At 70.0% G+C, this 15,031-nt stretch carries 9 protein-coding genes; 8 read left to right on the forward strand and 1 reads right to left on the reverse strand.

Features of this window, described 5'->3' with window-relative positions:
* The first annotated feature begins 9 nt into the window (after positions 1 to 9).
* Both AB5J62_RS10815 and mycP read left to right on the forward strand, forming a co-directional pair.
* A complete protein-coding gene (locus tag AB5J62_RS10815) occupies positions 10 to 2,418 on the forward strand; it encodes a hypothetical protein (protein WP_370948057.1) in 2,409 nt (802 codons plus the stop codon).
* Positions 2,379 to 3,620, forward strand: a complete 1,242-nt coding sequence (gene mycP, locus AB5J62_RS10820; protein WP_370948058.1) for a type VII secretion-associated serine protease mycosin — start codon at positions 2,379 to 2,381, stop codon at positions 3,618 to 3,620. Before AB5J62_RS10815 ends, mycP begins: the two co-directional genes overlap by 40 nt.
* A gap of 323 nt (positions 3,621 to 3,943) precedes the next feature.
* Here mycP and eccCa read toward each other — a convergent pair whose 3' ends face one another.
* Positions 3,944 to 7,912: a type VII secretion protein EccCa gene (gene eccCa / locus AB5J62_RS10825; protein WP_370948059.1), complete on the reverse strand. Its 3,969-nt coding sequence runs from the start codon at positions 7,910 to 7,912 to the stop codon at positions 3,944 to 3,946.
* A gap of 209 nt (positions 7,913 to 8,121) precedes the next feature.
* On the opposite strand from eccCa, the gene eccD reads away from it, so the two are divergent.
* The 6 genes from eccD (at position 8,122) to AB5J62_RS10855 (ending at position 15,028) form a co-directional block, all read left to right on the forward strand.
* Positions 8,122 to 9,444, forward strand: a complete 1,323-nt coding sequence (gene eccD / locus AB5J62_RS10830) for a type VII secretion integral membrane protein EccD (protein WP_370948060.1) — start codon at positions 8,122 to 8,124, stop codon at positions 9,442 to 9,444.
* On the forward strand, positions 9,444 to 10,874 hold the full coding sequence (gene eccB / locus AB5J62_RS10835; RefSeq protein ID WP_370948061.1) for a type VII secretion protein EccB: 1,431 nt from the start codon (positions 9,444 to 9,446) through the stop codon (positions 10,872 to 10,874). Before eccD ends, eccB begins: the two co-directional genes overlap by 1 nt.
* A gap of 106 nt (positions 10,875 to 10,980) precedes the next feature.
* Positions 10,981 to 11,310, forward strand: a complete 330-nt coding sequence (locus AB5J62_RS10840) for a hypothetical protein (RefSeq protein WP_091291274.1) — start codon at positions 10,981 to 10,983, stop codon at positions 11,308 to 11,310.
* Positions 11,311 to 11,346: 36 nt separating this feature from the next.
* Positions 11,347 to 11,643 carry a WXG100 family type VII secretion target gene (locus AB5J62_RS10845; RefSeq protein WP_091291273.1) on the forward strand — a complete coding sequence of 99 codons (297 nt, stop codon included), beginning with the start codon at positions 11,347 to 11,349 and terminating at the stop codon, positions 11,641 to 11,643.
* A gap of 83 nt (positions 11,644 to 11,726) precedes the next feature.
* On the forward strand, positions 11,727 to 12,173 hold the full coding sequence (locus tag AB5J62_RS10850) for a hypothetical protein (RefSeq protein ID WP_370948062.1): 447 nt from the start codon (positions 11,727 to 11,729) through the stop codon (positions 12,171 to 12,173).
* Between the two features lie 44 nt (positions 12,174 to 12,217).
* Positions 12,218 to 15,028, forward strand: a complete 2,811-nt coding sequence (locus AB5J62_RS10855; protein ID WP_370948063.1) for a hypothetical protein — start codon at positions 12,218 to 12,220, stop codon at positions 15,026 to 15,028.
* Positions 15,029 to 15,031: the final 3 nt, after the last annotated feature.

Consider the following 15,031-nt stretch of genomic DNA (forward strand, 5'->3'; position numbering starts at 1 on the left):
GGAGTGAAGATGCTGCAGGGTTTGGACGGGATCGTGGCGCGGCGGCACGGCCCGCACGTGGTGGTGAGCCGCGACGACGAGCCGGCGCCCGCGCTTCCGGTCGGCGGTATGCCGGGCAGGCTGTTCGTGCTGGTCACCCCGGGCGCGCGCGAGCTGCTCGGTGACACGCTGCCCGCCGCGCTGCTGCCGTCCGGCCCGTTCACGGAACTCTGGCTCGCCGCGGACGAGACGCTGGCGCGCGGCCTGCGCGAGGAGCTCGGCGTGCCGGTGCTCACCCCACGCGGCGGGTTCATCGCCGAACCGGGCGCGGCGATGTTCGCCGAGGGTGGCTGGCGGCACGGGGAGACGGTGCACTTCCGTTTTCCCGTGCCTGCCTGGGAATCCGTGCTGCGTGGCGAGCAGGTGACCGGGGACGGCGTGGTCGCGTGGCAGATTCCGGCCGGACTGGTGGTGCGGACGGTCGCGTCCCCGGTGACGGACGCGCTGTCCGTGCCGGTGGACTACCGGTTCCCCAAGATCGTGGTCGGCGCGGGCGTCTCACCCGACGAGGTCGCGGAACTGCTGAGGCGGTTGCCACTCGGGCGGTTCGTCGTGGTGCCGGGCGTGCCCGGGGTGTCCACACAGGACTGGCAGGCTCGGCTGGCCGGGTTGCTGGAACGGGACATCGTGTTCAACGCGGTGTCGACTTATCGTCCATTCGCGACGGTGCTGCGGCAGCCGTTGGCGGGCGGGACGCAGGAAGTGCTCGACATCGCCGCCGCGCCACCAGGGTGGGCGCGGAGCGGTGAACGGCAGTATCGGCGCGGGTCCGTGCGGGCCGATGTGCTGCCGGGCGGGCTCGTGCTGAGCATGGGCGGGGCCGCGGCCGACGGGGAGGCGTTCGATCCGGCCGGGTGGACGTTGACCGTGGGCGGTGCCGGTGAGCTGGTGGACTTGCCGTTGCTGGAGGCCGCGGAACGGCTGCTGGACGGGCTCGACCCGGCGCGGCGCGCGGTGGTGCGGGTGCGCCTCGGCGGGGACGTCGACGAGCGTGGCCGGGAAGCGCTGGCCCGGTGCGGGGTTCGGTCGCTCCCGGCCCCAAGCCGGGATAAAGCGGGCTTTACATCGCGGGATAAAGCGGGCTTTATCCCGGAGGGGCGCGTCGCGGCGCCCGCGCCCGTGGTCGAGCCAGAGCCCGTAGTGGTGGCGCCGGTCGTTGTGGCTGAGCCTGCGGTCGTCGCCGAGCCCGAGCTTGAGGTGGCGCCGGTTGTCGTGGTTGAGCCCGCGATCGTTGTCGAGCCTGTGGCTGAGCCCGCGGTCGTTGCCGAGCCCGTGGCTGAGCCTGCGGCTGTTGTCGAGGCCGAGGTTGTTGTGCCGGTGGTGGAGCCGGTGTTGCCGGATCTGTCGTTCGCTCCGCCGCCGATCATGACGATGTCGGGTGCGCCGGTGTCCACTGTGTCCGGTCCGCCGGAGCCGGTGGAACCCGAGCCGATCGAGGTGTTCGAGCCGGAACCGCTCGTCGCCGAGGAACCCGAGCCTGAGCCGGAACCCGAGGCCGTCGAGCCGGAACCCGAGCCGGAAATCCCTGTCGCGGAAGAGGTTCCGGTCGTCGAGCACGGCCCGCTCGTCATCGCCGACCGTCCGAGCACCGCCGCCGAGCAGACCCGGTTCACCGCCGCGGCAGGCGAAGTCTTCGGCGAGGCGCTGGCCACGGTGAACGCGGCGCTGGCGACGTGGCCGTCCATGCGGTACAGCGGCGAGGCCGAGCTGAAAGCGGACTACGTGGCCGTCTGCCTGTATCTCGGACGCGGCGAGGCGGGCACGGCCGAGCTCAACGACGAGGTGCGCGGCGGGCGGACCGGGGGTGTCGACGCGCTGGTGCCGTGCCTGGTGTCGGGGATCAGGCGGTTGCCGACGCATCGGCGTGCCGTGCTGCGGCAGGGCAGGCTGGGTGAGGCGATCGAGCAGCGCAGCACGCCGGGGACGGTGCTCACCGAGCCCGGATTCCTGACCGCGAGCATCGATCTCGCGGTGACCGTTCCCGACGCGGACCTCGACGTGCTGATCTGGCCGTGCTCGGCGCGGCGCACCTCCGACCTGCTGATGAATCGTCCGGTGGACGAGGCGATCTTCGTCGCGGGCGCGCGGTTCAAGGCGCTCGCCGTCCGCACGGCCGACGACGAGGAGCCGCCGGAGGAGGACGTGCCGGTGGCGCCCAAGGTGGCGGTGCTGTTCCGCGAACTCGCGCCTGGCGAGACCCCGACCGGCGACGAACTCGACGATCGCGACCTCGCCGTGCTGGCCAAGCTGGACCGGGTGCTCGCTCGTCGTCGCGGTGGCGAACTGCGGCTCGTCGACGATCCCGACCTCATCACCCGCCTCAGCACCTCGATGCTGGAATGGCACGAGCCGGCCACGGTGACGGCGGCGGCGTCGTGACCGCGCGGGCCGTGCCGCTCCTGCTGGCCGGATCGTTGCTCTTCGCCACGCCGGCGTGGGCGCAGTCCGGGCCCGCGAAGCTGCCGAACAAACAAGAAGCTTGCCTGCAAGCACCGCAGGGCATGGCGTCGGCCGTCCCGTGGGCGCAGCAACAGCTTGCGCCGCAACGGGTTTGGCCGTTGACGCGCGGCGAAGGCGTGGTCGTCGCCGTGGTCGACACCGGCGTCGACGGCTCGATACCACAGCTGGCGGGCGGCAAGGTGCAGCGAGGCGTCGACCTGACGTCACCCGGCAACGGGCCCGCGGACAGCGACTGCTTCGGCCACGGCACCTTCCTGGCCGGGATCATCGCCGCCTCGGCGTCGCCGGACACCGGTTTCGCGGGCGTGGCACCGGGCGTGACCATCCTGCCGATCCGGTGCGCGACCTCGGGCGAGGCGGGCGCGTTGACGCCGGGCGGGATGGCGAAGGGTATCCGCCAGGCCGTCGACTCCGGCGCGAACGTGATCAACATTTCGGCCAGCACCACGCTGCAGGACGGCGACCTCGCCGCCGCCGTGCGCTACGCGGTCGAACGCGACGTCGTCGTGGTCGCCTCGGCCGCCAACGGCGCCAAGGACGGCGACCCCGTCACCTACCCGGCGTCGTATCCCGGCGTGATCGCGGTCGGCGCGGTCGACGTCAACGGCCAGCGCGCCGACTTCTCGCAGACGGGGCCGTACCTGTCGCTGATGGCGCCCGGCGTCGACGTGATCAGCGTCGGCCCCAAGGGCGCAGGCCACTGGCAGGGCAGCGGCACCAGCTACGCGGCGCCGTTCGTGACCGCCGCGGCCGCGCTCGTGCGCGCGTACCGGCCGTCGCTGACCGCGGCCCAGATCAAGCATCGCCTCGAAGTCACGGCCAATCACCCGCCGGTGGCCATGCCGCACCCCGCGGTCGGCTGGGGCACTGTCAACCTGCTCGCCGCCGTCACCACGGAACTCGCCGAGGAGGGCACGGCCGCCGCAGGCGCCCCGATCGCCCCACCCGCGGCCCGCGCGCCGATCGTTGCCCCGCCCGACGACCTCGGCCCGCTCCTGGCGGTGCTCGGCATCCTGGGCGCGGCCGTCTTCGCGTTCGCGCTGGTCACGACCACCCGCCTCGTCCGCGCCGCCCGCCGACGCAGCTGGACCCGCGCCCGCGTGATCGAACTCTCCGACTAAGACCTCGTGAGCGTTCCGACCGGTTCTAACCGCCCGCAACGCTCACGACCAAGGTTTCCCCAGGTCAGGGGTCGTGAGTGGTACGGCCGGTTCTAACCGGCCTAAACACTCACGACCCCAGCCCCATGCCGAGCTTGCGTACCCGACGGGTCGGCACGCGTGCCTGAGAGGTCGGCACGCTGCCGACGGTCCGGGTACGCGAGCCGACTCCCCAGGCACGCGAGCCGACCGTTCGGGTACGGCGAACCCAGGGTTCCCGGGGCCAGGGGTCGTGAGTGGTACGGCCGGTTCTAACCGGCCATACCACTCACGACCCCTGGTCTTTAGTCGGTGAGGGGGGTTTGGACCAGGCGGACCGAGCGGCGGCGGTTGATGAACTGGGCTCGGCCAGGGGGCAGGGTGCGGGGCTTGAGGCTCCCGAGGAAGGCGCCTTCCGTCTTGGGGCAGGACAGGAGCAGGGCCGGGGTGCCGAGTTCCCACATGCGGCGGATGGCCGGGTTCATCATCGAGCGGCTCGCGCCCGCCGTGCTGCGGGCGATGATCACGTGGACGCCGACGTCCGCCGCCTGGGGGAGGATGTTCATCAACGGCGCCAAGGGGCCCGCGGTGCCGGACGACTCGGCGAGCTCGAAGTCGTCGATGATGATGTAGAGACGGCCGCCCTTCCACCAGTCGCGCTTGGGGAGCCGGTCCGGCGTGATCTCCGGGCCGGGGATGCGCTTCTCGAGCACCGGGGCCGCGCCCGCGATCGACTTGGTGAGCGCCTCGACGCCGACCGCGTATTCGAGCTGGTGCGAGGACGGGATCGAGTCGTGCAGCTCGCGGCGGAAGTCGCCGAACATCACGCGGGCCTCGTCGGACGAGTGGTGCGCGACCACGGAGCGGGCGATGTGGCGCAACAGGTTCGTCTTGCCCGTCTCGGCGTCGCCGTAGATCAACAGGTGCGGTGACGCGTCGAAGTCGTGCCATTGCGGTGCCAGCTCGACGTCCTCGATGCCCAGGGGGACGCGCATTTCCGCCGAGGGAGACGGCGCCGTCGGGCCGGGCAGTTCGCGCGCGGTGAGCACGTGCGGCAGCAGCCGGACCTTCGGCGCGACGGGCGCGCCCGGCAACGCCAACGCCTCGGACAGCTCGACGGTCGCGTCGGCGAGGTCGTCGGTGTCGGACGAGCCGTCGATGCGGGGGAGCGCGGCCAGGAAGTGCAGCTTGTCCGGCGTGATGCCGCGGCCGGGGATCGGCGGCACGGTCGCCGCCACCCGCGAGTGGACCTCGGAGTCGACCGGGTCGCCCAGCTTCAGCTCGAACCTGGTGCCGAGCACGTCACGCAGCCACGGCCGCATCTCCGACCAGCGGTTGGTCGCGATCACCAGGTGGATGCCGAAACTCAAGCCCCGCGCCGCCAGCTCGGTGAACCGCTCCTCCAGCTCCTCGAAGTCCTGCCGGATCGTGTACCAGCCGTCGACCACCAGGAACACGTCGCCGTACGGGTCGAGATCGACGTACTGTCCCTGCCTGCGCGCACGCCGGTAGCTCGCCATCGAGTCGACGTTGTGCTCGGCGAAGATGGCTTCACGCCGGGCCATCAGGTTCGTCACTTCGAGCACGGTCCGCGTGACGCGGTCGCGGTCGAGGCGGTGCGCGATGCTGCCGACGTGCGGCAGTTTCGCCAAAGCGGTGAGCGTGCCGCCGAAGTCGAGGCAGTAGAACTGGACCTCGGCCGCGGTGTGGGTGAGCGCGAGCCCGGCGATGAGCGTGCGCAGCAGGGTGCTCTTGCCGCTCTGCGGCCCGCCGACGACGGCCGCGTTGCCCTTGGCGCCGGACAGGTCCGCCAGCAGCAGTTCACGCTTTTGCTGCGCGGGCAGGTCGATCAGGCCGACCGGGACGGTCAGGTTCGCCGTGTGCAGGTCGCCGACCGGGCGCGGCCCGAGCGCCGGGTGGTCGACCAGCGGCGGGAGCAGCTGGTCGAGGGTGGCCGACTGCTTCAACGGCGGCAGCCACACCTGGTGCGCGCGCGGGCCCGCGTGCTTCAACCGTCCAATGAGGACGTCGAGCATGGTCTCGATCGCTTCCTGTGCTTCGGAAACAACCGGTTCGGGCTCAGGCAACTCGACCGCGGGCGGTTCGATGTAGGCCGTGCCGAACGGGACCACGTGCTGCTCGACCGAGTCGAGCCCGGTCTGCCGCCGCTTCGCCCGGTACGGCGCCGACGAGTACGCGCCCTTGAACCGCACCAGCGTCTGCGTGTCCGGCCGCAGATAACCGTTGCCGGGGCTGTTCGGCAGCTCGTACGCGTCCGGCACGCCGATCACACTCCGGCTTTCCATCGCGGAGAACGTGCGCAGACTGATCTTGTACGAAAGGTGCGTCTCGATCTTGTGGATCCGGCCCTCGTCGAGCCGCTGCGACGCGAGCAGCAGGTGGACGCCCAGTGATCGCCCGAGCCGTCCGATCATCGCGAACACGTCGATGAACTCCGGCTTGCTCGACAGCATTTCGCTGAACTCGTCGACGACGATGAACAGCGCGGGCATCGGCTCCAGCGGCACGCCCTGCGCCCGCGCGGCCTCGTAATCCCGGCGCGACGCGTAGTTCCCCGCGGCGCGCAGGTGTTCCTGACGCCGGTTCAGCTCGCCGGTCAGCGCGTCCTGCATGCGGTCGACCAGTTCCAGTTCGTCGGCGAGGTTCGTGATGACCGCCGAGGTGTGCGGCAGCTGGTCGAAGCCGAGGAACGCCGCGCCACCCTTGAAGTCGACGAGTACGAAGTTGAGGTCCTCAGAGGAATGCGTGGTCGCCAGCGCCAGCACCAGCGTCCGCAGCAGCTCGCTCTTGCCGGACCCGGTCGCGCCGATGCACAGCCCGTGCGGGCCCATGCCGTCCTCGGCGGCCTCCTTGATGTCCAGCTCCAGCGGCGCGCCCGCGCCCGCGATGCCGATCGGCACGCGCAGCCTGCGCTTGCTGGTCATCCGCTCACGCCGGTACTTGACCGGCTCGAACGTCGCGACGTCGCCGAGCCCGAGCAGCGCGGCGAGGTCGTAGTCGGCGGCCATCGGCTCGTCGTCCTCGACCGCCTCGCCGACGCGGAACCGGGCCATCGTCCTGGCCAGCGCCGCCGCGGCGATCTCGCTGAGCTGATCGGGGCGGCACAGTGGACTCGTGCGCGGCTTCCCGAGCCGGTCGAAGGTGACCGTGCGTGCCTGCTCGGCGTCGACTTCGAGGAACAGCACACCGGGCCGTTGCTGCCACGGCAGCGAACCGGACACGTCGAGCACCACGGCGTTGCGATAGCCCTCGTCGGCGACGCGGTGGTCCTCGGCCACCTGCACGCCGTCGAGCACCAGGATGACGAACGGCTCCGACGCGGTGATCGGCGTGTCCGACTCGAAGCGCGGGCGCCCGGTGAACGCCGGCCCGCCGAGCAGCAGCTCGATCTCGGAGACCCCGTCGGTGACCAGGCGCCGCGTGCCCGCGGCGTCACGGCTTTCGAGATCTTGGTTGTGCGGCAACCACTTCAGCCAGTCCCAGCGATGCGCGCGCTCGGGGTCGACGCACACGGCGATCCGGACGTCGCCCGGCGCGTGCGCGGTGGCGAACTGCGCGAGGATCGCCCGGGTCAGGCCGAGCACGGCGTCGTCGTCCCCGCTGAACTGGATCTGCCCGAAGCCGCGCAGGTACACCGCGATCGGCGCGTTCGGCAGCGTCGAATACGCGCGCAGGAACCGCCGCAGCGCGTGCGCGGCCAGCGGCTCCAGGTCCTCGATCGGCTTGGTGTCCGGCGGCAGCAGCTTCAACGACGACCGCTGCACGCCCAGCCCGATCCTGACCTCGCCGAAGTCCTCGTGCGCCGGCCTGCGTTCCCACAGCCGGTAGCCGAGCGCGATCGACCACAGCGCACGCGGATCGGGGTGGATCCAGCGCGCGGCCGTCTGCTGCGCGGCGAGCGACTTGCGCACCCGGCCGCGCAACTGGGACAGGTAGCGGATGTAGTCACGCCGATGCCCGTGCAGTTTTTGCTTGTGGGTGACCGAACTGCGCATCAGCTGCGCGATCAGCATGCCGATGACCGACAGCACCATCATGCCGCCGCCGATGTACGACATCATCCCGGAACCGGGGCGCACGAACATCATCACCATGGCCATCGAGCCGAGGCCCATCGGCGCGTACATCAGCACCGAGCTGAGCCCGCCGCCGGAATCCTCCGGGACCGCGGGCGGTTCCTGGATCTCGATCTCCGAGTTCGGCGCGCTCGGTTTCGGCCTGCGTGCCCGCCGGGCGAAAAGGATCGTGCTCACGAGTTCTCCCTCGGTGAGTGGACTTCCCCCATTTCGCCCCCGAGGGGGTTCGAACGGGGTGGGAACAGCCGCTCATGGTGCTGGAATACGGGCTGGTTCCCGGTCTCCGACCTGGCAGGAAGGACCTGGACACAATGGAAGAACAGACACAGCATCGCACAACAACGTCGGGGAGGCTACGGTTCGTTCTCGGTAAACAGGCCACCGATGTGGCACTGCCCGCCGAGGTCCCGCTGGCCGATCTGCTGCCCGCGATCCTGCCCCAGTTCGGCGCCGAATGGGTCGAACAGGGCGCCGATCACGAGGGCTGGGTGGTGCAGCGGCTGGGTGAACCGCCACTCGACGAGGACCGCACGCTGGCCGAGCTGAACCTGCTCGACGGCGAGACCGTCCACTTGCGACCGAGAGCCGACCAGCTCGCCGCGATCGACTACGACGACCTGGTCGAGGGCGTCGGCGAGCAGGTGCGCGAGCACCCCGGCGCGTGGACGCCCGCGCGCACGCGCTGGATGTTCCGCCTCGGCGCGGGTGTCGCGCTGCTGCTGGGCCTTTTCCTCATCCCCGGCACGGGTTCCGTCGGCGTGCAGGCGCTGGTGTCCGGTGTGCTGGCGGTGTTCCTGCTCGCGGGCGCGGCGCTGGTCGCGCGCGGCGCGGCACTGCCGCAGGTCGCGACGATACTCGCCGGGGTCGGCGTGGCGTACGCGACGGTGGCCGCGTTGCTGCTGGTCGAGCTGCTGGATCCGGTGGCGACGCCGATGATCCGGCTGACCGGCGCGGCGGCGGGCCTGCTGATCGCGCTGGCCGTCGGCCTGCTCGCGGTGGCCGACTCCGCGTTGCTGTTCGCGGGCGCGGTGATGTTCTCGCTGGTGCTCGCGGTGACCGGGCTGATCGGCTCACTGACCCCGGCCACGACCTCGCAGGCGGCCGCGATCGGGTTGACGATCTCCCTGATCATGGGTGTTTTCGTGCCGTCGACCGCCTTCCGGCTGTCCGGGCTGACGCTGCCGATGCTGCCGACCGGAGCCGACGAGCTCAATGAGGACATCGAGCCGATCCCGCACAAGATGGTGACCGAACGCGGCGCCGCGACGGTGGGCTATTCGGCCGCGCTGCATGTCGGTTTGGGCAGTGCTCAGTCGCTTTTGCTGCCATTACTCGTGGTCGAGGGCCATGGCTGGTCGATGGTCCTTTCGCTGGTGATCGCCTTCCTGCTCTACTTGCGATCGCGGCACCCCGGCGGGCTGGTGCAGCGGTGGTCGATCCTGGTGCCCGCTTCGGTCGCGGTGCTCGCCAACCTGGTGCACATCGGGGCCGAGCAGGGCCAGCTCGGCCGCCTGCTGGCGGTGTTCGTGCCGGTGTTCGCCGCCGGTGTGCTGTTGCTGTTGAGCGCGGAACGCTTGCCAGGCAAGCGATTGCGGCCGTACTGGGGTCGCGCGGTGGAGATCTTGGAGTCGGTGACCGCCATCGCGGTGATCCCGATCCTGCTGCAGGTACTGCACGTCTACGCGACGATGCGGGGATTGGCGGGCTGATGCAGTCGCGCAAGGACCAGGTCCAAGCGTACTTCTTCGTGGTCGGGCGGCTCGCGGCCGCGGTGACCCACGGCAGGCCGGATGTGCTGCAGGCGCCCAACCGGCGCCTGAACACCGGCACCGCGCTGGGTATTCTCGTGGCGGGCATCCTCGTCGCGATCTTCGGCATTTACGGTCTTTTCGTGCCGGGCGGCGACAATTCGTGGCGGCACGCCGGCGCGATCGTGATGGACAAGACCGTCGGCGCGCGTTATGTCTATCTCGACGGCCAGCTGCGCCCGGTGCTCAATTATTCGTCGGCCAGGCTCGCCACCGGCAAAGCGGGCAATGGCGAGGTCATTTCGGTTTCGCAGAAGTCGTTGGCCGGTACCCCGGTCGGCCAGCCGATCGGAATTCTCGGCGCGCCGGATTCGCTGCCGACGTCCGCGCGGCTCGCGACCGGACCGTGGACGGTCTGCGCGGAGCCCGCCGGAACCGGCCCCGGCGCGCCAGGCCCCGGCGTGACGCTCTTGCTCACGCAACATCCCGGCCCCGCGCTCAGCGCCAAGCAGGCTCTGCTGGTGTCCACACCGGACAACGCGAAGTACCTGATCTGGCAAGGCAAACGGCAGCTGCTGCCGGAACGCGCGGTGCTCGAGACGCTCGGCTACAGCGACCAGGTCGCGGTGCCGGTGACGCTGGCCTGGCTCAACACCATCCCGCGCGGAACGGACATCGCGGTGCCGCGCACCACCGGCGTCGGCGACGCGGGCCCGCTCGTCGACGGCAGGCCGAGCATCGTCGGCCAGGTGCTGCAGGTGCGTAACCCGGCGCTGGCCTCGGATCAGCTCTACCTGGTCCGCAAGGACGGCGTCACCCCGCTGACCCGCACGAGCGCGGCGCTGGTGCTGGCCGCGCCGTCCACCCGCGACGCGTACCCGAACGCCACCGTCGCCCCGATCCAGGTCGGCCCGGCGGGCATCACGGGCGCGCCGGTCTCCACCGGCCCCGACCTGGTCGCCGGGTTGCCGCCGGAGCCGCCCGAGGTGGTCGACCCCGGCGCGGAAGCGTTGCCCTGCATGAAGTTCGGACCTTCCGCGACCGGCGAGCCCGCTGTTTCGGCACAGCTGCTCCCGCGCGTGCTGGTCAACGCCGAATCCGTACCGGTGGCCGAGCACGCACCGGGCACGATGGCCGATCGGGTGGCGATCCCGATGGGTGGGGGAGTGCTCGCCAGAGACCTCCCGGCGCCAGGCGCGGCGCCGGGAACCTCTTTTCTCATCACCGAAGTAGGCCGGAAGTATCCGCTCGCGGGCCCCGACGTGCTGAGCACGCTCGGATATGCCGAGTCCTCTGTGGTCAAGGTGCCCGCGGAATTGCTCGCGTTGCTGCCGAGCGGGCCTTTGCTCAGTGTCGAAGGTGCTTTACGGAGTCAGCCCGCGAGGCCATGAGGGATCTCCCTCCCTCCGGCTGAGCACGGTTATTCGAGGACTTTTCCAGCCGATCACCCGGTTAATGTTTCGCCATCAGGCTTTCCGTCGACACAGGAGGAATCCAGTGGGACATTCAACGCAACTCAATGTCGAGACCATCAATCAGCAGGCCGCTCGGCACGAGGCCACCAGCGACAGCGTCAACACCCAGCTCAACCAGCTGAAGAGCGAGATCGAGGCGACGCTGGCCGCCAGCCCGAGCGCCGCGACCCGTGCGCTGAGCACGACCTGCGACAACTGGGTCGAGTCGGTCCGCAAGTCGGTGCTGGCGCACCTCAACACCATGGCCGACAACATCCGCCGTGAAGCGTCCAACCAGGACGGCACCGACCAGACCAGCATGCAGAAGATCCTGAGCCTGCCGATGGAGACCGGGAACTTCCTGGGCGCCTGAGCCCACCATTTCGCTTATCCCGAAAGGACTTTCATCATGGCCGACGGAACGATCACTTACGACTACAACGTCATCGACACCTGCCTGAGCATGATGGCCAACAAGGCGTCGGAGATCCAGAGCCAGACCGACGACCTGGTCGCCGACGTCAAGCGGATCATGGGCGAGTGGCACGGTTCCACCGCCGACGCCTACGAAGCGCTGTCGACGGACCTGAGCAACGACCTCACGCAGAACCGCGAAAACCTGGTCAACCTGAAGAACGCGCTGGGCCAGGGCGCCGACGACATGCGGGACCAGGACGCGCGCGGCGCGGGCGCCGTCGGGCGCTGACGCCCTCGTTCCGCGGGTGGCGGGCCGTGCGCCGTCCGGCCCGGCACCCGCTCCATCTCCCCAGTCAGCAGTGAAGGAGTGTCATGTCCACGAAATTCGACGCCAAGGCCATCACGGACGCGGCGGGCAAGCTCGGGTCCATCATGGACGATATGAAGGCCTTCACCGAGCTGAAGGCGAACTGGCCCAACGCGGGGAAGTTCCCGCTCGCGCAGTGGCTGGAGCGGATCGTCGACGACCGCCGCAACGGTGTCGTCGCGCACGCCGAGCACCTCAAGCTCGCGCTCGAGGAGATGGAGACCACGCTCACCAAGATCGCCAAGGACTTCACCAACCTCGACGGCGAGAACGCCAAGAAGGTCAGTGACAGCATCGGTGAGCTGAAGAAGCACATCCGTGACGACATCGTGAAGCTCGACGAGGGCACCGAGTCCGAGCAGGGCAACTTCACGGACCAGAAGGACGACAAGGACAACGCCACCGACGGCGACGGCTACGACGACGCGCTGTACCCGGGCAAGAAGAAGTAGCTCCAGCCGCCCAGCGTCCCTTCCCCGGTGAGGATCACTTAGCCATGGCCGATAAGACCACGCACCTGGTCGGCGACTACAACCAGTCCGCGCCAGGACTCGAAGTCGGCCAGTACTCGAACTGGACCTCGCTCGACGAGGTCACGGCCGAGCTGACGCATGGCGGCAGCGCGTCGAGCAACAAGACGGCCGAGGCCTGGTACGACTTCGAGACCGAGTTCAACGCGGCCACGAAACGGCTCGGTGAGGTCAACACCAAGTTCGCCGAGCAGATCAAGGCGATGAAGGACGCGCTGGAAGGCGAGGCCGGTGACGCGTTCAACAAGTACGCCACCGACCTGCTGAAGGAGAGCGAAGACCTCTACCAGACGCTGGACACCAAGAAGTACGGCCTCACCATCGGGAACATCGGGCACGCCATCCAGGCGTTCGCGACCCGGTGGTGGGAGACGGTCGAGGAATCCCACCGGGTCAGGGAAGAGGCGATCAAGAAGATCGAGGACGCCGGGAAGGCCGCGGTCGCGGCGGCCACCGACGCCGGCGAGATCACCCGGTTGCAGAACCAGACGATCGCCGACGCCACCAACGCCCGCGCGCAGTCCGAGATCAAGCTGATCAAGGAGCTGCAGGAGCAGTTCAAGGGACTGGGCAACCAGTACAACGAGCGTGGCCAGGACCTGATGCCGCTGCGCATCGTCAACGGCCTGTCGAAGTCGGAGGACCCGCGGTTCAACGGCAGCAGCGGCGGCAAGCCCGACGACAAGAAGGATGACAAGAAAGACGATAAGCAAGACGACAAGAAGGACGACTCGTCGGATGACGAGTCGACCGGCGACGACTCCGGCAGCGGGTCCGGTTCGGGCTCCGGTTCGGGGAACGGTCCGAGCGAGAAGGAGAAAGAGGCCTACAACGACGCGAAGAACGCGGCGAACAAGGCCATCGACGATCTCGCGAACAAGACCGACGACCCCGAGCGCAAGAAAGCGCTCGAAGAGGCCAAAAAGGCCGCGGACAGCGCCATCGACGGCCTGGGCAAGGGCTCGGGGTCCGGTTCCGGCTCTGGCGCCGGTGGTGGCCCGGCGACCTCCTCCGACGGACCGGGCTCGGGTTCGGGCGCTGGTTCCGGCGCGGGCGGCGACAAGGGCGACGCCGCGCGGCAGAAGGCGCTCGACGACGCGAAGGCCGCCGCGGACAAGGCGATCGACGGCCTCTCCGGCGGTGGTGCCGGTGACACCGGTGGCGGTGCCGGTGGCGGCATGCCCGGCGGCACCGGTGCGGGTTCGGGCGCTGGCTCCGGTGGCGGCGACAAGGGCAGTGCCGCGCGCCAGAAGGCACTCGAAGACGCCAAGAAGGCCGCCAACGACGCCATCGACGGCCTCGGCAAGGGCGCGGGCGGCGGCCCGGCGACCTCGTCCGACGGGCCCGGCTCGGCGGAGAAGAAGGCGCTCGACGACGCGAAGAACGCCGCGGGCAAGGCCATCGACGGACTGTCGAAGGACACCGACGGGGCCGAGCGCAAGAAGGCGCTCGACGACGCGAAAGCCGCCGCCAACAAGGCGATCGACGATCTCGGCAAGGGCACGGGCGGTGCGGGCGGCGGCGACTCGAAGAAGGCGCTCGACGACGCCAAGGCGGCAGCGGGCAAGGCGATCGACGCGCTCGGCAAGCCCGGTGACAGCCCGGAGCGGCAGCAGGCGCTCGAAGACGCCAAGAACGCGGCCAACGACGCCATCGACAAGCTCGCCAACCCCGAGAAGGCCAAGGCGATCGAAGAGGCCAAGGCCGCGGCGGACAAGGCGATCGACGCGCTCGGCAAGCCCGGTGACAGCCCCGAGCAGAAGCACGCGCTCGAGGCCGCCAAGGAGGCCGCGAACAAGGCGATCGACGACGCGGCGAGGTCCGATCCGCACTCGCCTGATCACAAGAAGGCTATGGACGAGGCGAAAGCGGCAGCCGACAAGGCCATCGACGCGCTCGGCAAACCCGGTGACAGCCCCGAGCAGAAGGCGGCGCTGGAGGCCGCGAAGGAAGCGGCACACGACGCCATCGACAAGGCGGCCAACCCCGAGCACTACAAGGCCGTCGAGGACGCGAAGGCCGCCGCCGACAAGGCGATCGACAAGCTCGGCAAGCCGGGCGACAGTCCTGATCAGAAGCACGCGCTCGACGCGGCGAAGGCGGCCGCGAACGACGCCATCGACAAGCTCACCTCCAGCGACCCATCGAGCCCCGATCACAAGAAGGCCATGGAAGAGGCGAAAGCCGCTGCTGACAAGGCCATCGACGCGCTCGGCAAGCCTGGCGACAGCGCCGAGCAACGCCAGGCATTGGCCGACGCGAAGGAAGCCGCCAACAAGGCCATCGACGGGATCGACGCGTCCAGCCGCCAGAAGTCGGCGCTGGAGAGCTTCCTCGGCGAAGGCAAGACGGCGTCGAGCGACGGCGGACTCGCCGACGCCAAGGCCCGCGCCAACGAGGCACTGTCCAAATTGGGCGGTGGCGGCGGAGGCGGCTCCGGGCACGGCGGCGGTGGCGGCGGGGGAGTGGGTGTCGGCGGCGGCGTCGCCGAACAGGCCACCCGGTTCGACACCGACGTCGCACGCTCACGCGGGCTTTCCGTGCCGGGCACGCCGCTCACGGCGGCCCAGATCAGCACGGTCGGCGGCCTGGCCGCGTCCACCGCCGGTCAGGGCATGTCACCCGGCATGCCGATGGGTGGCATGGGCGGGATGGGCGGCATGGGCCAGGGCGAGAAGGAACGCGAACCGCAGATCTGGCTGCAGGCCGAACAGGGCATGTGGGACGAGGACGAGGGCACCGACTCGCCGCCGTCCCCGGTGCTGGGAAGGAGCTGACCG

The sequence above is a fragment of the Amycolatopsis sp. cg5 genome (assembly GCF_041346955.1).
Lineage (GTDB): Bacteria > Actinomycetota > Actinomycetes > Mycobacteriales > Pseudonocardiaceae > Amycolatopsis.